Genomic DNA, 22,322 nt, shown 5'->3' on the forward strand with positions numbered 1-22,322 from the left:
CGACATTATTCAAAGCCATTCCCTTGTTAATGTTAAAAAAAAGCTTACTTACAGTTTTTATCTTATCAGTCACCATCATTGGATTATTGGTCGGCTCTTCTATTTATACCCTTTACAGCAAAAAACGTTTAACGGTAGACCCAAAACTGAGAGAAATCTCCGGTATCGAATTTGATAAGTTCAATCGACTCTGGGCTATTAATGACAGCGGTGACGAGCCAAAACTTTACCGTCTTAATGAAGATGGCTCTATAGCAAAAGAAATTTTGGTAACCAATGCTAAAAACATTGACTGGGAAGATATGACACAAAACAAATTTGGTCACTTTTTCTTGGGCGACTTTGGCAATAATAAAAACGACAGAAAATGGTTAACTATTTATAAAATAGAAAACCCTATCGATATCAAAAGCGACACCACAGAAGCAGAGATAATCAAGTTCACTTATCCTGAAATGGACGGCAGCCCAATCCAACCAGATCAACGTAACTTTGATTTGGAGGCCTTTGTAGCCCTTGGCCGACACCTCTATTTATTTACTAAAAATCGCACTGAGCCATTTGATGGTATTACAAAAGTGTATAAAGTTGGCGATCATGCGGCTAACTTTGATGCACAATTAATAGATTCGTTTCAAACTTGCACCACAATGGAAAAACTTTGTTGGATCACTTCTGCGGCTCTAAGCCCTGATAGAACCAAGTTAGTTCTACTAGATTCAACCAGCATTTGGTTATTTGAAAACTACCAAGGCGATAAGTTTTTTTCCGGAGATGTATCTCGTATTGATCTCGGGATCGTAACGCAAAAAGAAGCAATCACTTTTTACGATGACAACACAATTGTTTTTACAGACGAAGAGTTTAAAGGCATTGGCGGTAATGCCTATGTTATAAAGCTCGATGAAGTCGAAAAGAAAGTCATTCGCAAAGCGCCCAAAACCAATCAATGACTAAGTGCGTTATTAGAGAGCGCTTTTTCGATATCTACACCTAATATCAGCACTCCCATGTGCTGATTTTCCTTATCAAATATGGGCACACTAAACTGTACCTGAAAGTGTTTAGTCGATTCATCAAACTCCACTGTATCAATGTAATAGTCATCATCTTGCTGGTACATATTTAAAAATTTGGCTTCATCACCCTGCCAATAGTCAGTTGTGACTTCACTAATAATGACATTTTTACCTTGTTTATCGCTGACAATTATTTCTGTAATAACACCTAGCATCTGCTTTTGCCATACTTGTAAGAATTGTGAACCTTCAAGTTTTAAGTAGCGCTCTGCCAGTATAGATGTATTGTCACGGACTTGTTGTGCCCACTGATGATCAAGCTGTTCGAGATCTTGCTGTGCGAGTGGTTGCTGATTACTTTTAATTACTGCTTGCTGCACCTGTTCTGAATTCGCTAATTGCTTTATTTTTTCTAAAAGCCCTTGCACTAAAGTAAGTTTTTCAATTTTTGACAACACAAAAGGGCTTTGTGAGCAGCTACTTATGTGGCTGTTAAAGGTTTTTAAAAACTCAGGAAACTCCTCGAGTGTTTTATTTGCTGCAAATAAACCCAAAGGTACGTAACGATAGAATGTTTGAGTATATTCATCCGGCTTTATCTGTAACTGCACAGCATTGAATTCAAACTCTTCTAAATCAAGCAAAATTCTATCTACCCGCTGCTTTTTAAATACTTTTATAAGCTCTTGGGTGGTATTGACTTCGACTTCAATTTTCCGATTAGTTAATTGATACCAATCCGCCTGATGACTCCCTCTTACTACGCCATAACGAAGATCGTGTTCGGCTATTGAAGCTGAATCTGCATGGGTAAACCAGTACCAGTTTTCTAAAAACATCGGGGCAGAAAGCTCACCATACTCTTGCATTTGCGATAACAGGTTTGCGGTAAAGTAACCATCGAGCCGATTTAGCTGCACTTCCCTTTTAGCCCTTAACCAAGGTAACTTCTGCAAGTGAAATGGCACATTGATTTGCTTGAAAATACATTCAACATGCGTAATTGCGTTGTGTGGTGCGTTAATTGGTAAGTTAGTACCTAACTGAAAAGGCTGAGCTACAGTGAGTGACAGCAATAATGAAGCAAGCATCAATACAAGCCTAAATAACTAACGAGTAACAGTTATTATAGACAAAAGAAGCGGTTTTACCTGATTAAGGGTTAACGCTTAAACTTTGTCTCTAAAATCACAGACGACGTTGTTCGCTCTACGCCATCTAAGTTACCTATGTCATCTAATAGGTGACTTAACTTTTCAAGGTTTTGCGCTTGCACAACAGCAATCAAATCAAATTCACCACTAATTGCATAGAGCTGTGAAATAGCATCAATCTGCTTTAGTTCAAGATTCGTTTTGGTGGTCAGTTTTTGTTTCACTTTAATCGAAACGTGGGCCGATACCATTTGGCTCAAATAGGCGTCACCATAGTCTACGCTGTAGCCTTTGATCACACCTGTTTCTTCTAATTTCAACATTCTGCTTTGAACAGTTGAGCGCGATAAATTAAGCGCTCTCGCTAGGTCAGAAATACTCGCACGCGCGTTGGTTCTTAAGATAGCTAATAGTTTTTCATCTTGTGAAGTTATCACTTTGACTACTCTTTTCGTTAATTTGCTTTTTATTTTAGTCATTTTTCACAAAATAGCACTGCAAATTTAAGTCCCTAACCCAGATAATAAGAAAAATAGATAAGAAAAATAATCTCATCGTGCTTAATTAGGCAGGAACGGCTTAACTGACCTATTTTTTGCAATTTAACTTTTTTCATACTAAGCCAGATTTAGGTGCAATAAATGCAAGTAACAAGAGAACTTTTTAACGACGTAATGGTACCAAACTACAACCCATCAGAGGTGATTCCTGTTCGCGGTGAAGGCTCACGTGTTTGGGATCAAAACGGTAAAGAATTTATCGATTTTGCAGGTGGTATTGCCGTTAATTGTTTAGGCCATTGTCACCCAGCTCTTGTCAATGCCCTAAAAGAGCAAGGCGAAAAAATTTGGCACTTATCAAACGTAATGACAAACGAGCCTGCACTTCGCTTAGCTAAAAAGTTAACTGACGCTACATTTGCAGATAAAGTATATTTTGCAAACTCAGGTGCAGAAGCTAACGAAGCGGCATTAAAATTAGCGCGTCGCTGGGCATTAGATGTACACGGCGAGCAAAAGAACCAAATCATCGCGTTTAACAAAGGTTTCCACGGTCGTACATTCTTCACTGTTACCGTAGGTGGTCAAGCTGCTTACTCAGATGGTTTCGGTCCTAAGCCTGCTGCAATCGATCACTGTGACTATAACGATTTAGCGGCGTTTGAAGCACTTATCAGCGACAACACGTGTGCTGTGATGATGGAGCCATTACAAGGCGAAGGCGGTATCATTTCGCCAACGAACGAATTTATTAAAGGTGTTCGCGCGTTATGCGACAAACACAATGCTTTACTTATTTTTGATGAAGTACAAACAGGTGTTGGCCGTACAGGTGATTTATACGCATACCAAGGTTTAGATGTAACACCAGACATCCTAACTACAGCAAAAGCGCTAGGCGGTGGTTTCCCAATTGGCGCGATGATCACAACAACTAGCATTGCAGAGCATTTAAAAGTAGGCACACATGGTTCAACTTACGGTGGTAACCCACTTGCATGTGCTGTAGCAGAAGCGGCTTTTGATACTGTGAATAGCGAAGAAGTACTTGCTGGTGTTAAAGAGCGTGAACAACTTTTACGCGATGGCTTTGCAGCAATCAACGAAAAATACGACGTATTTAGTGAAGTACGTGGTAAAGGTCTATTATTAGGTGCGGTTCTTAACAGCAAATTCGAAGGCCGTGCACGTGACTTCCTAGTAGCAAGCACTAAACACGGTTTAATGAGCCTTGTTGCTGGTACAAACGTTGTGCGCTTTACGCCATCTTTAGTTATTCCATTAGAGGATATCAAAGAAGGTTTAGCTCGCTTTGAAAAAGCGGTTGCAGACGTTGTAAACGGTTAATCCTAGTTGGCGCATGCTCAAAGCATGCGCCATTGGAGTGCACTTAATGCAAGTATTACGTCCTATAACAGCAAATGATTTTGCTGCGTTAAAACAAATTGCTGTTGAATCTGGTCATGGTTTTACCTCGTTACCGGTTGATGACAATTTACTACAAGAAAAAATTGAACGCGCTGAACGCAGTTTTGCAAAAGATATTAATAAACCACAAGACGAAACCTACTTATTTGTATTAGAAGACAGTGAAACGGGTGACGTTATCGGCACAACGGCTATCGAAGCTGCCGTGGGTATGTCGGTTCCTTTGTATCATTACCACCAAGGTAAAACTGTTCACCATTCACCTACTCTCAACGTATATAACACGGTTGATATTCTGAGTATGTGTAATGACTACACAGGTTGCTCTGAAATTTGTACCTTGTTCTTACGGGAGCAAAATCGCAAAGGCTTAACAGGTCGCTTTTTATCACGTTCTCGCTTTTTATTTATGGCCCAACACAGCGAACGTTTTGCTGACACCATTATCGCAGAAATGCGTGGTGTGAGTGATGAAGACGGTCACTCGCCTTTCTGGCAGTGGTTACAAGAGCACTTTTTTAGTATTGAGTTCCCACAAGCTGATCACTTAGTGGGTTTAGGCGATAAAGTCTTCATCAGCGAGTTAATGCCTAAGTACCCTATTTATGCCAACTTACTGAGCAAAAAAGCCCAAGCTGTGATTGGTAAGGTTCATGAAAAAACCAAGCCTGCGCTTAAACTTTTGGAAAAAGAAGGGTTTGAGCACCGTGGTTATGTTGACCTATTCGATGCAGGGCCAACGGTTGAAGCAAAGCTTGGCAATATTCGCAGTGTCCGTGAGTCACAAGTGTGCCCTATCAGCATTGGTGAGCTTGCGCATATCAATGAGCAAAGCTCAGATACATTAGCTATTTGCAACCAAGGCGTGAATGACTTTAGAGCCACATTCACCAAACATGCTCATTACAACCACGCTAAGCACACATTAATCGTCAGCCAAGAAGTGGCAGATGCACTTAAATTAAAACAAGGGGATGCAGCACGGTTCTTCCGTTTGTAACCACTTAAGGAGTTTAAAATGAGTGTAACAACTCAACTTATTGCTAACCAATGGCAAGCAGGCCTTGGTCATGATTTTAGTTCAATCAACCCAAGTAATGGCGAGGTTGTTTGGCAAGGTAAAACAGCCACTGCTGAACAAGTCGCTGATGCAATCAAAGCTGCTCGCAGTGCTCAGCTTGGCTGGGCTGATATGGCCCTTGAAGAGCGTATTGCTATTCTTGAAAACTTTGCAGCAGAGCTTAAAGAGCACAGCGAAGAGTTTGCAACGATTATCGCCCGTGAAACAGGTAAACCACTTTGGGAAACACGTACCGAAGTAGGCGCAATGACAGGTAAGATTGCCATTTCAATTAAAGCCTATTACGAACGTACTGGGACCACAGAAAACCCAATGCCTGGCGCCAAAGCGTTTATTCGTCATAAGCCACATGGTGTTGTTGCGGTGTTTGGTCCTTATAACTTCCCGGGTCACTTACCAAATGGCCATATTGTGCCAGCTATTTTAGCGGGTAATACAGTTGTATTTAAGCCATCAGAACTAACGCCTCATGTTGCTGAGTTCACTTTAAAGCTTTGGCTAAAAGCAGGCTTACCAGCCGGTGTCATCAACCTTGTTCAAGGTGAAGTAGATACAGGTATTGCTCTTGCATCTCACCAAGATATTGATGGCTTATTCTTTACGGGTAGCTCAAATACAGGTCACCTATTACATAAGCAATTTGCAGGTCATCCAGGTAAAATCTTAGCTCTAGAGATGGGCGGTAATAACCCACTGATCGTAAAAGATGTCGCAGATGTAAGTGCGGCTGTTCACGACATTATCCAGTCTGGTTTCATTACTTCTGGCCAACGTTGTACCTGTTCTCGTCGTTTATTCATTGAGAACTCGGCAAATGGCGATGCAATTTTAGAAAAATTAATTGCTGCAACAAAAAACATCAAAGTAGCCGACAGCTTCAGTGAAGATCAACCATTTATGGGGGCAATGATCAGCGAAAAAGCAGCACTAGGTATGGTTGCAGCTCAGCAGCAGTTACTTGATATGGGAGCAACTTCTCTTGTTGAACTTAAGCATCTTGAGCCGGGTACAGGTTTTGTAAGCCCAGGTATTATTGATGTAACCGCTGTTAAAGACATGCCTGATGAAGAGCACTTTGGTCCTCTTATCAAGGTTTACCGTTATACAGATTTCGATAGTGCGATTAATGAAGCAAATAACACCTCTTTTGGTTTATCTGCTGGTTTATTAAGTGATGATAGTGATGACTACCAGCATTTCTTAAAACGTATTCGTGCCGGTATCGTTAACTGGAACCGACCAATTACTGGCGCATCAAGCGCTGCACCATTTGGTGGTATTGGTGCCAGTGGTAACCACAGAGCAAGTGCCTATTACGCTGCTGACTACTGTGCATACCCTGTTGCTTCTGTTGAAGCCGAAAAAGTTAACTTACCACAGACCCTTGCGCCGGGCTTAATTATTGAATAATTGATTGGCGGCCTCGCCGCCTTAATTGAAGGAATTAAACATGCACACAGATGTAAACGCCCTATTTGAAAACCTATGGGACAACTATTTATCAGTTACGCCATCGGCGGTAAAAGTACATGAGTTACTTGGCTCTACACAACAAGATGACGTGATCAACGATCACATTGCTTTACGTACTTTTAACCATGAAAAAATCGGTTTAGAAAAACTAGCTGCGCACTTTTTAGCTGTTGGCTACAAAGAATGCGGCGAGTACCATTTCGAAGCGAAAAAACTATACGCAAAGCACTTCGAACACTCAGATCCTAAGCAACCTAAAGTTTTCATTTCTGAATTACTTGTTGAGCAATGCTCAGAAGAATTACAAGCTATCGTTAACGACATGGTTGAACAGATTGACGAAGACGCTGTAACAGCGGATAATTTCCTATATTCAGGTACACACTGGCAAGTAAGTTCAGACACTTACAAAAAGCTGCTAGCAGAAAGCGAATACGCAGCATGGATGTCAGCATGGGGTTACCGTGCTAATCACTTTACTGTGAGCATCAATGAATTAGCAAAATTTGATGATATCGAAAGTGTAAACCAAGCACTTAAAGATGCGGGTTTTGCGCTAAATACATCTGGCGGCGAAATCAAAGGTTCACCAGAGGTTTTACTTGAGCAATCTTCAACCCTTGCTGATGACAGCGAAGTTGAATTTAGCGATGGTGTTGTTGCCGTACCAAGTTGTTTTTATGAGTTCGCTCTACGTTACGCAAAACCAGATGGCGAGCTATATACAGGTTTTGTGGCAGCATCAGCTGACAAAATTTTTGAGAGCACCAATGCTCGATAATTAGCACATACCAATTCGCTTAACGCAATAAGCGAATTGGTACACAAGGAAATGTATGAGACTAATTGCGTTTATCGTAATTCTATTTACCCTAAACACAGCAAAGGCAACAGAAAAACCCAAGCTTACAATTTTGTCTCATGCATATTTTGCCAGCGAAGCAGATAAACTCAGTATTAACCTCCACCTTGCTGCGGTTATCAATCCAGCCCTTGCTGATGAATTCAATATAGACGTCGACTTTACCAATCATGCGCGCTTAATGAAGCGCTTATCTAGTAATGAGGCCAGTTGCACCTTTAACGCAATCAAAACCCCTGAACGGGCAGAGTCCATGGTATTTTCTAAAATACCCTCCTATATGCATATGCAGCGTCAAGTCTATGCACTTAAGAGCACCTTAAAGTCAGGTTCTGCGCCTATTTCTGTCACTAAGCTTCTCAAAAACAAAGGTAGTTTTGGCATTATTGGCTCCACCAGCTACCGTGAACTCGATGATGTTTTTGCTAATAAACAATACAACGTTGCGGCAATTTATGGAGAAAATGCGTTTTTACAATTAAGTCGACTATTACTCAATAAGCGTATTGATTACATTGTTGCTTACAAACAAGCACTTGAAGCGCACATTCCTGCTCATGAGCTAAGCCAACTCACATCAAGACGTATTGCTGAATACCCTGAATTTATTAATGGCTTTTTTACCTGCAGTAAGACCACGGCGGGTTATCGTGCCATTGCACTTATCGATGATTATATGAAAAGTGCAGAAATGGCAGCCTATATTCAGCAATTACACAGCCAAAGTAATCACCCTGATGACGCAAAAGCCATGCTTGATATTTATTCAAAAAGTTATGGAATACGCTTTGAAAACAGTAACTAAGTGACTATTAATTACTGTACAAAATTAATTCAAAAAATATTTAAAAAATACTTGCGCAAATAAAAAAGCAGATCTATTATCTCGCCGCTTCTTGATGATAGCCAATCCGAGTACATTACAAACTCTGTTTGTAGCAAGGCGATAGAGCAACTATCCAAGAGTGTATTTGATTGCACAGAACATACTGTGCGCTTAATAACACTCAACTGACTCGGACTTCCATTTTTTCTGAGCAGTTGCTTAATTGCCGGAGAGTAAAATGGCTATTTCAACACTTACACAAGACTTAACAATCAAAGTACCTGCAGCGTCGGTTGCTGCAAACGAACCAGTAGCACAACCATCAAACCAATTTATTGAACAGCTCGTTGCACAACATGGCGCGCCATTAATGGTGCTTGATTGTGAATCTGTTCGTCATCAATACCGTGCATTAAGCCGTGCTTTACCTGGCGTTGCTTTACACTTTGCATTAAAACCACTTCCTCATCCAGCGGTTGTTCGTACGCTTTTAGAAGAAGGTGCCAGCTTTGATTTAGCAACCAGCGGCGAAGTTGACTTAGTCGCCAGCCAAGGCGTACCAAGTGATCGTACTATTCACACGCACCCAATCAAACGTGATCGTGATATTCGTGATGCACTTGAATACGGTTGTAATGTGTTTGTGGTTGATAACATCAATGAATTAGAAAAGTTCATTGCATACAAAGACCGGGTTGAGTTACTTGTTCGCTTAAGTTTTCGTAATGCGGAAGCATTCGCTGATTTATCGAAAAAATTTGGTTGTAGCCCAGCAATGGCCGTTGAAATCATTAGCTATGCGCAACAATTAGGTATTCGTATCAAAGGGTTGTCGTTCCATGTTGGCTCGCAAACAGCAAGCCCAGCTAAATATGTCACTGCCATTGCTGCATGTAATCAAGTGATTAACGACGTAGCCACATTAGGATTACCTGCGCTTAGTACGCTTGATATTGGCGGTGGTTTCCCTGTGCCTTACAACAAAGATGTGCTGCCAATTGATGAGTTTTGTGCGCCTATTAATGATGCCTTAGCACAGTTACCAGAGACAGTTCGCGTAATTGCTGAACCAGGTCGCTTTATTGTAGCCAGTGCTGTAACCAGTGTTGCATCAGTAATGGGTCAAGCAGTTCGTGATGGCAAGCCTTGGTACTATTTAGATGATGGTATTTACGGCTCATTCAGTGGTTTATTGTTCGATGAAGCCTCGTACCCTATCGACTCGTTCAAACAATCAAACGAGCGCGTAGAGTCAGTATTAGCAGGCCCAACTTGCGATAGCATCGACGTAGTAAGTGAGTCAATCATGCTACCAAAATTAAACAATGGTGATTTAATCATCAGCCGTATGATGGGTGCTTACACATTAGCAACCGCAACAGATTTTAACTTCTTCAAACGTGCAGAAGTTATCGTACTGAATGATGTAGTGCAGGTTGACGCACTCACCGGTTAATCGTTTCCTCGACTAAAAGCATGTAAGGCAACATGCTTTAACTCTTAAAATGCAGCTGCTCATTCCAGCTGCATTTTTTTATTTCTTTGTTTAAAGAAAGAGTGGTTTGTAATCGTTTTCTAATTGTTCAAACGACAAGTTACCAATAAAACGACCAAAGCTTAGCCAGGTTGCTAGGCCTCGTAAGTCTTTAAAGTGTGGTGGAATAAATTTAGGGTCTTCAATCACACCTAAATCATGTAATTGCGATATCAGTCTAAAATCATCAATTGAGATTTTACCGACCAATAACAAGTGCAATTGATCAATTCGACCTAACTGAATGGCAACTCGTATAAGGTTATACACCAACACGAAACCTTTGATATAAGCGATATCTTTGGTAAAAGGTAAGCCTGTTGCTGTACTGCCTCTAAACACCCGTTGAGTAAGTGTATAACTGTCGTCTTTACTCAAACCTTGCGCTACATAATCACGATAAATATCAACAAACTCCGCGCCATCAATAACCTTAGTAATACCTTGAATACGGTTCACTAATTTTGCTAAACGTCGTGGCGTCGACTTTAAGGTAATAATTTCGGTCAATACCGCAAGGCCCTCTTGGGTCACTGTAGAGCTCGGTGTGCCTTTACTTAAACAGGTTAAATAGGGCTGAGCAAGACCATTTTGCGTCGTCCCGACATGGATCCAGCCTTCATGTACCTCAAGAATATCTAACTCTCTTTGAGAGAATTTAACATCTTGATTAAGTTTAATATTATTTGCACCTGCCGCAGCATCACTCACAATACCGTCACTCAGAATAACCTCAACATCGATGCCCGGCATCGTTTGAGCCACTTGTGATGCTAGAATTTTCACCGCATCTTGTGCATCTATGTTTTTTGGATCATCCGGTAAAATATCCGCATCAAGCATACTCTTTAGCGGCTGCTCAAGCATGGTGGCAAGTTCAGAAAGTGAAGGCTCTCCTGCATGGAATAAATCCTTGGGATGACCGAACAACTCAACTGACAAATCATGATATTCAGGGGTACCACGATATTCAATCATACTAAGTACGGTTTTATATTCAGTGCACATCTTGCTCATGTATTGGGCAATCGGGTTTAGCTGCCCTAACTGGCTGATGATATCGCGATTTAAATCAGAAAACGCGCGACGCAACTCGCTTGGTACAAAACCAAGATCACGCTGTTGGTAATAGGCTTGATCAACCGTTGGGTTCTTTTGGCATTTATGCTTAAAAAACTCTTCTTTGATTTGTTTATCCCAGTTGATCGCATCAAGAATACGAATGGGTGTTTGCAATGCGATTAATCGGTCAGATAACTCGCGTGTTTTTGCTAATAATGCCTTATCTATCATGCTCTAGGCTCACTGTTAAATGAGCCTTGAGCATAGGCTAAATTTGCATAATTACAAAGTAAAATTAAGCGGTTTTGAGCTAAAATTTAGCATGCTTAGAGACTAATTTTCCATCGTTGTAGAGAAGTAAACTGGGTACTGAATTAATGCCATTTTCGATAAATAAATCATTTCCATAATCGATAGAAACAGGCATAGTTGCAGCGAATTTATCAACATATTCTTGCACTGCACTTTGATCAGTCCACAGCTGACTCACTTTAACCTCGACATCAACTCCTTGCTCTGCCAGCTTATTAATGTGTTGCTGCGCTAATACACACTGTTTTGCCATTGCAGGGCGCGTGTCGGCTAAGTACCAGTCGCACCACGTAGCGGTGAACAGCACGGCTTTTTTACCTTTGTTCGGAATTACCAAAGGAGTCGCTTGGCCTTGCTTTTCGCCTAGTAAACGCGCTTTATCAACTTTGCCATTGTGTGATAACAAACGTAATGTGTTATCAAGCGGTTTATCAGCTTCGTGGCCTTGAAAAATCACCTTTTCATCACTATCAATCAACACATGAAACGGGGTGCCCATAAATTCATAATGTTTAGCAACCTGAGCTGTGTGATCAGTAAATAGTGGCATAGTGAGTGAAAAACGCTCTTTAACCTTAGCAACAGCGTGTGCGTCATCATTAAGGTCAATATTAATAGCCACAAATTGAATTTTATTACCATACTGCTCATAAGCATGCTGAAAATGCGGCATTTGCTCCATACATGGCTTGCACCAAGTAGCCCAAAACTTTATGTAAACGGGTTTTTCGCCCAAGTAACTGTCAAGCTTGACTATTTTCCCTGCTTCATTTTCTAAAACCAAAGGGGCTGTATTTGCCGATGTGCTTTGGCTTACAAGCAACAAGCCTGTTAGTAGTAACAGGGGTATAAACTTATATTTCATTGTGCGTCCCTAAAATAAAATCTATCTTAAGTTTAAGGTAAGAGAAAATATTGTAAATTTTCGACATCTGCTATCTAAATGTGATTTTAGTGATTTATCGCAAAGTAAGGTTATAAAAACACACAGCACGTTTAATACCTGCATAAAATAACACTAAACTTTTTATAGATCTGAAACGTATTACTTCAAAAAGGAGTCATCATGAAAAATGAGCTAGACGGTAAATTAATTCTATCTGTGTATGAAAAAATCATTCAACACGGTGAAGATCATGAAGATGGAAAGCTTTATGAGGGTATTTGCGCTTTTTCGGATATCGATGGTTATACGGTATATCTAAAAGGCAGTGGTGTGTTACTGCGCTTTGGCTTTCATAATACCTACCACCTTGACTATCAACATGAAAAGAACAAAGAGGACTTTTTAAAGAAAGTGCTTTATATCGCAGAACAGGAACTGTAAAGAAGTAATGAAACGACGGGTAAAAGCTGAATCAAAGCAACAGCAGGCATTTATCAACCAAGTTATTAATGAACTAAAAACTAACCCACGTAAGTTAGATATTATTCGCGAAAACCTTAGCTACTATCGCGAACAACAGTTCCTCAAGCGTGGCTTTTTGCTTGCTATTGAGCGCTTTGATTGGGTATTTGAAGCAAGTAACGATGTAGAACAAATCTGTGCGCAAATTTTAGCCGATGATTACATTGGCAAACGTTTGCGCCGCTACCCCTTGCTATATAAGGGTGTATTGGAACGTACCTATTAGATATCCCACCGCTAAAACATGATCTGTTCGGTAAAAAATGCTAGGTTAGCGCCATTTTGAAATAATGAGAACTGGACATGTCAAAAACTATAAACTCTCACAACACCCATGAGGGTGGTAATAATGGGTTGTTTAACCGATTTTTAGCCACCGTTGAATTTTTGGGTAATATGCTACCCCACCCTATCACTTTATTTGCAATGTTCTGCGTTGCCATTATAGTTTTTAGCGGCATTGCCGATTGGTATGGTTTAAGTGCTATCGACCCACGCCCTGAAGGCGCTGCTGGTCGAGACCCTGATGGTGTTATTGAGGTTGTAAGCCTACTTAGTGCCGAAGGCCTTCAGCGCATCGTTACTGGTCTTGTTACGAACTTCACCAGCTTTGCACCACTTGGTACAGTACTTGTTGCTCTATTAGGCGTTAGTGTTGCAGAGCACTCTGGTTTACTCTCTGCTGCTATGCGCGGCATGGTAATGGGCGCATCTAAGCGTTTAGTTACTTTTATGGTAGTGTTTGCTGCGATTTTATCAAATACGGCATCAGAACTTGGCTACGTCGTACTCATTCCATTAGCAGCCATGATATTCCACAGCCTTGGTCGTCACCCTCTTGCCGGTCTTGCTGCGGCATTTGCTGGTGTTTCAGGTGGTTACAGTGCAAACTTATTGCTCGGCACCATTGACCCGCTACTTGCTGGTATCACTACACCTGCAGCACAAATGATTGATCCAAATTACCAAGTTGGCGCTGAAGCAAACTGGTATTTCATGATGATTTCAGTATTTCTAATCGCTACTCTAGGTACGTTAGTTACAGAGAAAATCGTTGAGCCTCGTCTTGGCAAGTACAACCCAGATGAAGCAAGCAATGATTTGCCAAAGAACGACATTGCAGGGCTAACTGATAAAGAAAAGTCAGGTCTTAAGTGGGCAGGTGTTTCTCTGTTAGTGGTTTCATTATTACTTGCTTGGACAATTGTTCCTGAAGACGGCATTTTGCGTAACCCAGAAACAGGCCTTGTTGCACACTCGCCATTTTTAAAAGGCATTGTGGTCTTTATCTTTGTGACTTTCGGTATTCCGGGTTTTGTTTACGGCCGTGTCGTAGGCACCATGAAAAACGATAAAGATGTCATCGATGCCATGAGTAAAAGCATGAGCTCAATGGGGATGTACATTGTGCTGGTTTTCTTTGCAGCACAGTTCGTTGCTTTCTTTAAATGGACCAACCTAGGCACAATTTTAGCTATTAACGGCGCCGCTCTGTTACAAGCATTAAACCTTACTGGCCCAGAAGTATTTGTGCTCTTCATTTTAATGTGTGCTTTAGTAAACTTAAGCTTAGGTTCTTCATCTGCACAATGGGCTGTAACGGCACCAATCTTCGTACCAATGTTAATGCTCATCGGCTATGCACCAGAAACTATTCAAGCGGCGTACCGAATTGGTGACTCGGTAACTAACCTTATCACCCCAATGATGAGTTACTTTGGCTTGATACTGGCTGTTGCGACTAAGTATAAGAAAGACATGGGTATTGGTACATTGGTTGCGACCATGCTTCCATACAGCATGATCTTCTTTGTTGGTTGGGTTGCATTATTCTACTTATGGGTATTTGTTCTGGGCTTCCCAGTTGGCCCTGAATCACCGATTTACTATCAGCCTTAATCTTCTTAGAGAGGTAAAAAGCCAAGCATTAGCTTGGCTTTTTTGTACCTGAGATTGTTGAAAGCTAACTTTACGACTATTATTAAGACATTAATTTTTATTGTTATTTTATATGAAAAAGCTATTTAAGCTGTGGTTTCTATTGCACGCATTAAGTGTATTTAATTTATATGCCAATCCAACAAAGCAACTTGAAACCGCATTTGCAACGTCGTTGGTTTTAACGGATGGGGACAGTATTACCTTAGGTATGGGTGATTTTGACCCACAAACACTGTTTGACCCGCAACATAGCAGTAAAGATAAAGACAGTATCGCGCTTAGAAAAAAACTCAGACTCTACAGTATTCCTTATACTTGGCAGCTTGATGAGCCAATTTATCAACACAAACTCAGTGTGACCAGCAGGGTAAGCTATTTGAATCAATCAGATTTCATTTCGCTATTTGATAATGTGGCTGACGACTATATTTCAGAAACTGTATATAACGGCATGATCGGTTTTAATGCCGAAAAAGCACTTGGCTCTAAATGGTCATATCAATTTGGCTTCAATACTCACTACTTACATTACAACAATGACTATGAGTATAACTCTCCCGAGTCTAGGCGTAACTTTAAGCCTTTAGCTGAAAATCTTTACACCAACCTCAACAGTAATGCGCTGGTGTTAAACCCAAATGCGACCATGATCTATCGCTTACCTAGGCATTGGGGCTATTACGAGTACAAGCTTAATTTTAATTATTACTATGGTTGGGCACTCTCTCACCCTGATGGGGTAAGTAATGCAGCACCTGAAACATGGCGCACACTTAATGGTATTAAAGCTAAATTTAACATGTTCAAAATAGGGCTTTTTGAGCAAGCTTTTTACATCAAAGGCCAGCGAATCGATTTAGGCGGCGATAGTCGCGTAGCTTTTGGGACCGATCACTTTTATGAATACGGTATTGGCTTTTTATGGGACAGTAGAAAGTGGACGTCATGGTTTGACAACTTTGGTATCGGCATCAACATTCACAACGGAAGTAGCCTCGATGGTGCAGCTATTGTCTTGTACTTTAACGAAATTTAAGTCCATTTTTTAAAGACAAAATTTTAAAACAGACTATATTCTTAGCATAATCAAAATTCATGGAAGATTGATATGAAACATCACCTCGCAATCGCTTGTTCATTACTTGCCTTAACGGCTTGTGATAAAACCCCTAACAAACAGCTAAAACGCTACCACTGCAAGTGAGTGCTGCAGATACCATTTATTATGGTGGCGATATTCTTACAATGGCTGGCGATGAACCAGAATATGCGCAGGCTATTGCTACCCAAGGTGACAAAATCATCTTTGTGGGTGATAAAAACAAAGCGCTTGAGCATAAGTTTGGCAAAACAAAGCTAATTGATTTGCAAGGCAAAACCTTAATGCCAGGCTTTGTTGATGGCCATAGCCATGTCTATGGTGTTGGTTTGCAAGCCATGGTAGCCAATGTATTACCTAGCCCAGATGGAGATGCCAATAGTGTTGAGCAAATCGTTAATATTCTTACCGCCGCACAAAATAACCCTGACTACACCACATTTATTGAAAAAACGGGTGCTATTTTAGGCTTTGGTTACGATGATGCTGAGCTTGATAGATACCCAACTAAAATGGACTTAGACCGCGTTAGCACCGAAAAGCCAGTGATCATCATTCATACTTCTGGGCACTTAAGTGTTGCAAACAGTAAAGCTTTAGCCATGGCCAGCATCGACGAAAACACAGACAATCCTGACGGTGGGCTAATTCGTCGTATGGCAAACTCACAAGAACCCAATGGGGTGCTCGAAGAAAACGCGCACTTTGGTTTACTGTTTAAGCTCATGCAGTCGTTTGATCCTGACTTACAAGATTTAATGCTGCAAGAAGGGCAAAAACTCTACACAAAATACGGCTACACCACAGCACAAGAAGGCCGAGCAACTCAAGAAGCCTACGATTCGATGGTAAGAGCATCCAAAGCCGATAAGTTCGTCATTGATGTGGTTGCCTATGCCGATATGGCCACCAGCAGCAGTTTTATGGACTCACCCTATAACAGTAAAAACTACACAAATCATTTTCGTATTGGTGGTGTAAAACTTAACTTTGATGGCTCACCACAAGGGAAAACCGCTTGGTTATCTCACCCATACTTAAAAGCACCTGAAGGACAAGAGCAAGACTATGCAGGCTACCCTACTTTTAATGATGAACAAGCTTATCAGTATATTGAAACTGCCTTTGCCAATGACTGGCAAGTGATGACTCATGCAAATGGTGATGCCGCTATTGAGCAATTTTTAAATGCCGTTGAAAATGCCAATAACAAGCTTGGTAAAAAAGACCGCCGCCCGGTACTTATTCATGGCCAAACTATTCGTCAAGATCAGGTAAACCGTCTTAAAGAATTAGGCATATTTCCATCGCTCTTCCCAATGCATACCTTTTATTGGGGCGACTGGCATGTAAATTCGGTGCTTGGTCACCCCCGTGCAGATTTTATTTCACCCACCCATGCGGTTCGCAAACAAGGATTAATGTTTAGCACCCATCATGATGCACCTGTAGCTCTGCCCAATGCACTGCGTGTATTAGATGCAACGGTTAACCGTACGACTCGAACAGACCAAGTATTAGGCCCAGATCAACGCGTTTCTGTGTATACTGCACTACAAGCAATGACGACATGGCCGGCTTATCAACACTTTGAAGAAAGCTTAAAAGGGCAATTAAAACAAGGGATGCAAGCAGATTTAATTATCCTTGATAACAATCCGTTGAAAATAAAGCCTGCAGAACTACATAATTTACAAGTGCTAGAAACCATTAGCCGCGGTGAAACCGTCTACAGCAAAAACTAAACACTTTTCAAGGAGTAACATGAATAAGTTTATACAATTAGCCTGTGCTGCGCTGCTGTCATTTTCAGCGTTAGCAGCACAAACAGCTGCTACAAAACTGGATATTTTAAATCTTAAGGCGCAGTCTGAGCATGTGCTAACTTCTGGGCAGCCAAGTCAAACTGATTTTGCAAAATTAAAACAACTTGGTGTTGAGAACATTATCAACCTTCGTGGTGATAACGAAACGAATTGGTCTGAGCAAGAGTTAGTCACTGAGCTTGGTATGAACTATTACCATATTCCTGTGCAATCTAAAGCTGATATTACCATTGAAAATGCTACTAAACTTCAGGCTTTGCTCAATGAGCACCAACAGCAAACCACCTTACTGCACTGTGCTAGCAGCAACCGTGTCGGCGCTCTTGTAGCGCTATACAATGCCATAACCTTGAAAAAGCCAGTTGATGAAGCTGTTGAGATTGGTAAGCAATGGGGCTTAAAAAGCCTTGAAGGCGTGGTAAGAAGTAAAGTAAACGAAGAAGTTGGTCAGCTATAAGCTGACCAACATGCTGCTTTATATTGCCTTTTTCTGACTTTCTTGTTGTTTCTTAGCTTCAACTTGCTGAAACATCGAATCAACGAGCTCAATGATTTTTTCGTTCGCATCAATAAACTTATCTAAACCACCTCCCGTGCGATAGCTTGCCTGAGCAATTGTTTCAGTTTGGTCAACATTAGTGACCCAAATATTGGCATAGGCCATATAAAGGGCTAAATCCCAACGCCAGTTAGCAACATAAAACGCAACAGCATCACAACCATCTGTGTTAGCAGTTGAGATGTCTGTTTGATACGCTTGATGTTTCATAACGTAGTTGGCTGGGATCACACGCGTTTTCACGTTATGTTTTGCAAAGCCTGATTGTAGTGATGTTACAACACCTTCTTTTACCGCTTGATGCTCTGCAATACACACGGTTTTTGGTTTTTCCGCTTCAAAGCGACTTACATCTTGTTTCGCTGCACAACCCGCAAGTACAGTAGCTGCAACTGCAACAGCTGATATTTTTGCAATATTCATTATGATTTTCCTTTTTTATAATTTTTAAAGCTGCCATGCATAGCTTAGCTTAGTGAATAAGGTACGCTGATCTCGCTCAAGACTCTTCAACGAATCATCTTGATACCCTTTATCAGAATATCCTAAATAAAACAGTGTCTGCGAGTTAATCTTGTACGAATACACTAACTGACTGCCATAATCACGGTTAGTTTGGCTTACATCAAATCGATAAGCTTCGTTGTTTCGATCGACATCTTCAAACTGCAAAACGAGTTTCAGCATTGAACGCATATTAAATTTATAATAAACGCGTAGATCCGTTAAGTTAGCAGTATAAACACGCTCATTTTGCTCGTTATCTAGGTAGCTGTAGCTGTGCTCTAGTTGCACCTGCCAATGATCGTTTATATCCCATGTCATCTCAGGTTCAATGCGAACCATAGTACCTAAAGCTGCATTACTGTAATCAATTTTACTGCCATATTGAGCATACAATAAAAAGCTAATGTCACGAATGGGTCTAAAACCGCCGTAGATATAACCTATGTTTTGATTAAAAAACTCGCCAGCATAAAACTCATTACGATGGATAAAGCCAATTTCTGTTTGCGACTGCATCTTACCTTTAAAGGTAAAAAAGCCATCGTATTCTTCTTCGAGTAGGTCGCCATTTTGCGCCCATGTTTTATCCCACTCAACATTGTAGCTGTACTCTGTGATTGCATCATCAGCATCGCGATACCATGTTTGCCCACCACCTAATTGTACTTGCTCGTAATCAACTTTAGCTTGGTAACCTAAGTCTGAGCGGTATTCTTTACCTATATTTTCGTAATTAGCATAAACTTCGTAATCACGCTTAGTTCTTGTAAATTCAATAGCATAAGCTTGATCTGATTGATTTTTATCAATGCCATAATAATCAACTAAAAATTCTGAGTTAGTGGTATCTGTGCTTGCTACTTGATACTGCAAACTATCTGATTGATTAAACCAGTAACTACCATCTAAAGATAACACCGTATTATGATAATCATCATTTTCACGGTGCGTGCTCATCACACCAATTGTGCCTTTTTGGCCAATATCAAACTGATAACGCCCCGCTACTGCTTGCGTTTTATCTGCCAGATTAGCAAAGCCCGAGCCTTGATTTGTCGGAAGTAAGACACTGGTATTCTGATCGTCAGCGTACATAAAGCCATAGCTGTGCGCGCCGGTTTTACCTGTTAATTTTAAACCCACATCAGGTTCAGCAATCATTCGCGTGTATAAAAGCTCTAGTTGGCTGGTATCAAAATAAGACGCCCCATCTAAAAAGAATGGGCGCTTTTCAGCATAATAAATTGAGTAAGTGGTATTTACGTCAAGCTCAAGTGAATCTGCCTCGACCTGCGAAAAGTCAGGATTAATAGTGGCATTAATAACCGCATCTTGCGTCACCCCCCAACGTAAGTCCATGCCCGCTTCAGTATCAATATCACCATTTTGCCAATCACCCGGCACTGTATCTTTGGTATCATGGCGAAGAGCAGTTAAAGTGGGCGTAAGCTGAATATTTTGGCTTTCTGTCATGTTGGCAAAGCCTGTGAGTTTATCAAACTGGCAAAAGCTACATTTTACATCTCGGTCAAAACCAACATTCGACATTTGATAATACACATCACGCGGGTAATTACGCCATACTGCAAAACTCCAGGTTAACTCTGTTTGATCTTTTGGAAAGCGAAGTGCAGTGAATGGAATACGCATTTCAACCACATAACCGTCGTCAGTAATTTGCCCTGCACTATCCCAAATAGCGTCCCATGATGGATCTTCCACCCAATCATCAATATCGGTCATGCGCATATCGCCTTGCGCACCGAGTGGGTTTACATAAAACTCATAGCCGGTTCGTTCATCATTGAAGGTATCAATCATCAAGGCAACATTGTCGTCTTGCCAAAGCGTATCACGATCTCGAAGGGCGGCACGAATTTGCGAAGGGTCATTATCTTTTGCAATAAAACCAACATACAAGTATTTACCATCTTCATACATGTAGGCATCGGTTTGCACGAGCGGCGTGCCTTTTTCGGTTGGTTCATTCTGATATTTTAATGGCACTTTTGTGGCGTATTGCCAGTGCGACTCATCCATCACACCATCTACGCTAATAGACTCTTTAATGTGGGCAAGGGAGAATTGTGCTTTATCAAATGCATTGGCAGAAAAAGGCACACAGGCAACACTAAGTAAAAAAGTAGGGGCGATTATTTTATTTATTATTCTTTTTAAGTACTGCATAAACATCCATTTAGACACTGACGCGCTAGAAACGCTACTTGACTGATTTCAAAGCGATTGTAATTCAGCAAGGTACATTTGTTAATCTAATTTTCAGTTTTATGTCATAAAATTTAACAAAACACTCCATTTGTACTAATAAAAGAGCCAAAAAAGCCCCATTGCCAAACAGCAATGGGGCTTTTCATACGTTTGTTATCGAAACCTATTACTTTTTAAGGCTTAATTTATTGCCTTTCAAAGATTTGCGAACATTTGCGATTCGTGAACGGTTCTTTGCACGCGCTTCACCCGTAGCCTGACCCGAAGCCTTATTTGTACGGCTACGACGTAAATGCGACGGCTTCTTACCAATTTTATCAATCAGTACTTCACGGCTGCTTACTTCGTAACCTGGTAAAACAACACGCTTGATGCGCTGTCCGATTAGCTTTTCGATATCGAATAAAGTGTTTTCTTCTTCACGGCTGACAAACGAAATTGCTTGACCCGGCTTACCAGCACGACCTGTACGGCCGATACGATGCACGTAGTCTTCTGCAAGCCAAGGTAGGTCGATGTTAATCACACGTGGCAACCCTTCAATATCAATACCACGAGCAGCTACTTCAGTTGCGACCAGCACGCGAACTTTACCTTCTTTAAACTCGCGTAAAGCGCGGCGGCGGTTACCTTGGGTTTTATCACCATGACAAACAACAGCAGGAATCCCGTCAAGATTAAGCTCTTTTACAAGCTCATCAGCGGTTTCTTTCATGTTTACGAAAACAAGTACCTGCTGCCAGTTTTTCTTACCAATCAATTCAGATAAAAGCTCTTGCTTACGGCGCTCTTCAACTGGATAAACAACATGTTGCACTGTTTCTGCAGTACTGTTTGTTTGATCAACACGAATGATTTCAGGCTGCTTTAGTACTTTACTCGCAAATTGTTTAATTGCCGCCGGGAAAGTGGCAGAGAACAACAAGATTTGACGCGCTTCATCACAACCATTAATAACAGTTTGCATATCGCTGATAAAGCCCATGTCTAGCATACGGTCAGCTTCATCAAGCACTAAATGCTTAACATTAGCTAAGCTGATGTTACCTAAACGCAGATGATCAAGTAAGCGCCCTGGTGTTGCAACCACGATATCGACACCTGCTTTCAAATCGTTAGCTTGACCCGCTAGATTGATACCACCAAACAAACACACTGTTTTGAGTTCTGTGTATTTTGCAAACGCTTTAAAATTATTAGCAATTTGTTCAGCTAACTCGCGGGTAGGTGCAAGCACTAATGCACTTGGCGCATTATTTTCACTAACCGCTGATTCTGATAATTTTTGGATAAGTGGTAAAGCAAATGCAGCGGTTTTACCAGTGCCTGTTTGCGCACTGACAAGTACGTCTTTGCCTTTTCTTACCGCAGGAATTGCACTACGTTGAACGGGAGTAAGCGTTTCGAAATTAAGCTCTTCTAATGCCTGTAAAAGCTCAGAAGAAAAACTAAATGATTTAAAATTCATGCTGTATAACCTGCGGCCATCATATCAAGGGTCG

20 protein-coding genes are annotated in these 22,322 nt (G+C 41.0%); 13 read left to right on the top strand and 7 right to left on the bottom strand.

Going from position 1 to position 22,322, the window contains the following annotated elements; genetic code table 11:
* Positions 1 to 29 precede the first annotated feature (29 nt).
* A complete protein-coding gene (locus tag EXT43_RS18315; protein ID WP_062565693.1) occupies positions 30 to 953 on the top strand; it encodes a hypothetical protein in 924 nt (307 codons plus the stop codon).
* On the opposite strand, the gene EXT43_RS18320 is transcribed toward EXT43_RS18315, so the two are convergent.
* Together EXT43_RS18320 and EXT43_RS18325 are read right to left on the bottom strand one after the other, a co-directional pair.
* On the bottom strand, positions 947 to 2,110 hold the full coding sequence (locus EXT43_RS18320) for a hypothetical protein (protein WP_062565694.1): 1,164 nt from the start codon (positions 2,108 to 2,110) through the stop codon (positions 947 to 949). The two genes, EXT43_RS18315 and EXT43_RS18320, sit on opposite strands and share 7 nt — an antisense overlap.
* A 71-nt stretch (positions 2,111 to 2,181) precedes the next feature.
* Positions 2,182 to 2,610 (bottom strand): Lrp/AsnC family transcriptional regulator, encoded by a 429-nt coding sequence (locus EXT43_RS18325; RefSeq protein WP_054554593.1) that lies wholly within the window; start codon positions 2,608 to 2,610, stop codon positions 2,182 to 2,184.
* A 204-nt stretch (positions 2,611 to 2,814) separates the two neighbouring features.
* On the opposite strand from EXT43_RS18325, the gene EXT43_RS18330 reads away from it, so the two are divergent.
* The 6 genes from EXT43_RS18330 to EXT43_RS18355 all read left to right on the top strand — a co-directional run bounded on the left by EXT43_RS18330 (position 2,815) and on the right by EXT43_RS18355 (position 9,799).
* Positions 2,815 to 4,020: an aspartate aminotransferase family protein gene (locus EXT43_RS18330; RefSeq protein ID WP_062565695.1), complete on the top strand. Its 1,206-nt coding sequence runs from the start codon at positions 2,815 to 2,817 to the stop codon at positions 4,018 to 4,020.
* A gap of 46 nt (positions 4,021 to 4,066) precedes the next feature.
* Entirely contained in the window at positions 4,067 to 5,101 is a 1,035-nt protein-coding gene (astA, locus tag EXT43_RS18335) for an arginine N-succinyltransferase (RefSeq protein WP_062565696.1), read from the top strand.
* A gap of 18 nt (positions 5,102 to 5,119) precedes the next feature.
* Positions 5,120 to 6,592, top strand: coding sequence for a succinylglutamate-semialdehyde dehydrogenase (astD, locus tag EXT43_RS18340; RefSeq protein WP_130167630.1), 1,473 nt, complete (start codon positions 5,120 to 5,122; stop codon positions 6,590 to 6,592).
* Between the two features lie 40 nt (positions 6,593 to 6,632).
* Positions 6,633 to 7,436, top strand: coding sequence for a DUF1338 domain-containing protein (locus tag EXT43_RS18345; protein ID WP_130167631.1), 804 nt, complete (start codon positions 6,633 to 6,635; stop codon positions 7,434 to 7,436).
* Between the two features lie 55 nt (positions 7,437 to 7,491).
* Positions 7,492 to 8,322, top strand: coding sequence for a hypothetical protein (locus EXT43_RS18350; RefSeq protein ID WP_130167632.1), 831 nt, complete (start codon positions 7,492 to 7,494; stop codon positions 8,320 to 8,322).
* A 259-nt stretch (positions 8,323 to 8,581) separates the two neighbouring features.
* Entirely contained in the window at positions 8,582 to 9,799 is a 1,218-nt protein-coding gene (locus EXT43_RS18355; protein WP_130167633.1) for a type III PLP-dependent enzyme, read from the top strand.
* 90 nt (positions 9,800 to 9,889) lie between these two features.
* Here the strand turns inward: EXT43_RS18355 and EXT43_RS18360 are convergent, their stop codons facing one another.
* Both EXT43_RS18360 and EXT43_RS18365 read right to left on the bottom strand, forming a co-directional pair.
* Complete coding sequence (locus tag EXT43_RS18360; protein ID WP_130167634.1) at positions 9,890 to 11,170, bottom strand: flavohemoglobin expression-modulating QEGLA motif protein; 1,281 nt, start codon at positions 11,168 to 11,170, stop codon at positions 9,890 to 9,892.
* A gap of 79 nt (positions 11,171 to 11,249) precedes the next feature.
* Positions 11,250 to 12,116, bottom strand: coding sequence for a redoxin family protein (locus EXT43_RS18365; protein WP_130167635.1), 867 nt, complete (start codon positions 12,114 to 12,116; stop codon positions 11,250 to 11,252).
* Between the two features lie 201 nt (positions 12,117 to 12,317).
* Here EXT43_RS18365 and EXT43_RS18370 point away from each other — a divergent pair, with 201 nt between their 5' ends.
* The 6 genes from EXT43_RS18370 (at position 12,318) to EXT43_RS18395 (ending at position 17,982) form a co-directional block, all read left to right on the top strand.
* On the top strand, positions 12,318 to 12,578 hold the full coding sequence (locus EXT43_RS18370; RefSeq protein WP_054554528.1) for a DUF3081 domain-containing protein: 261 nt from the start codon (positions 12,318 to 12,320) through the stop codon (positions 12,576 to 12,578).
* Between the two features lie 7 nt (positions 12,579 to 12,585).
* Positions 12,586 to 12,885: a hypothetical protein gene (locus EXT43_RS18375; RefSeq protein WP_130167636.1), complete on the top strand. Its 300-nt coding sequence runs from the start codon at positions 12,586 to 12,588 to the stop codon at positions 12,883 to 12,885.
* Positions 12,886 to 12,962: 77 nt separating this feature from the next.
* Entirely contained in the window at positions 12,963 to 14,558 is a 1,596-nt protein-coding gene (locus EXT43_RS18380) for an AbgT family transporter (RefSeq protein ID WP_054562399.1), read from the top strand.
* 112 nt (positions 14,559 to 14,670) lie between these two features.
* Positions 14,671 to 15,636: a Solitary outer membrane autotransporter beta-barrel domain gene (locus EXT43_RS18385; RefSeq protein ID WP_130167637.1), complete on the top strand. Its 966-nt coding sequence runs from the start codon at positions 14,671 to 14,673 to the stop codon at positions 15,634 to 15,636.
* A gap of 164 nt (positions 15,637 to 15,800) precedes the next feature.
* Entirely contained in the window at positions 15,801 to 17,444 is a 1,644-nt protein-coding gene (locus EXT43_RS18390; protein ID WP_205990972.1) for an amidohydrolase, read from the top strand.
* A 19-nt stretch (positions 17,445 to 17,463) separates the two neighbouring features.
* A complete protein-coding gene (locus tag EXT43_RS18395) occupies positions 17,464 to 17,982 on the top strand; it encodes a protein tyrosine phosphatase family protein (protein ID WP_062565706.1) in 519 nt (172 codons plus the stop codon).
* An 18-nt stretch (positions 17,983 to 18,000) separates the two neighbouring features.
* On the opposite strand, the gene EXT43_RS18400 is transcribed toward EXT43_RS18395, so the two are convergent.
* From EXT43_RS18400 to EXT43_RS18410, 3 genes are all read right to left on the bottom strand, one after another.
* Positions 18,001 to 18,507 carry an Sbal_3080 family lipoprotein gene (locus tag EXT43_RS18400; protein ID WP_062565707.1) on the bottom strand — a complete coding sequence of 169 codons (507 nt, stop codon included), beginning with the start codon at positions 18,505 to 18,507 and terminating at the stop codon, positions 18,001 to 18,003.
* A gap of 24 nt (positions 18,508 to 18,531) precedes the next feature.
* On the bottom strand, positions 18,532 to 20,778 hold the full coding sequence (locus tag EXT43_RS18405; protein ID WP_130167638.1) for a carbohydrate binding family 9 domain-containing protein: 2,247 nt from the start codon (positions 20,776 to 20,778) through the stop codon (positions 18,532 to 18,534).
* 208 nt (positions 20,779 to 20,986) lie between these two features.
* A complete protein-coding gene (locus tag EXT43_RS18410; protein WP_062565709.1) occupies positions 20,987 to 22,288 on the bottom strand; it encodes a DEAD/DEAH box helicase in 1,302 nt (433 codons plus the stop codon).
* Positions 22,289 to 22,322 lie beyond the last annotated feature (34 nt).

It is taken from the genome of Pseudoalteromonas sp. CO109Y, assembly GCF_004208935.1.
GTDB classification, from domain to species: Bacteria; Pseudomonadota; Gammaproteobacteria; order Enterobacterales; family Alteromonadaceae; genus Pseudoalteromonas; species Pseudoalteromonas shioyasakiensis.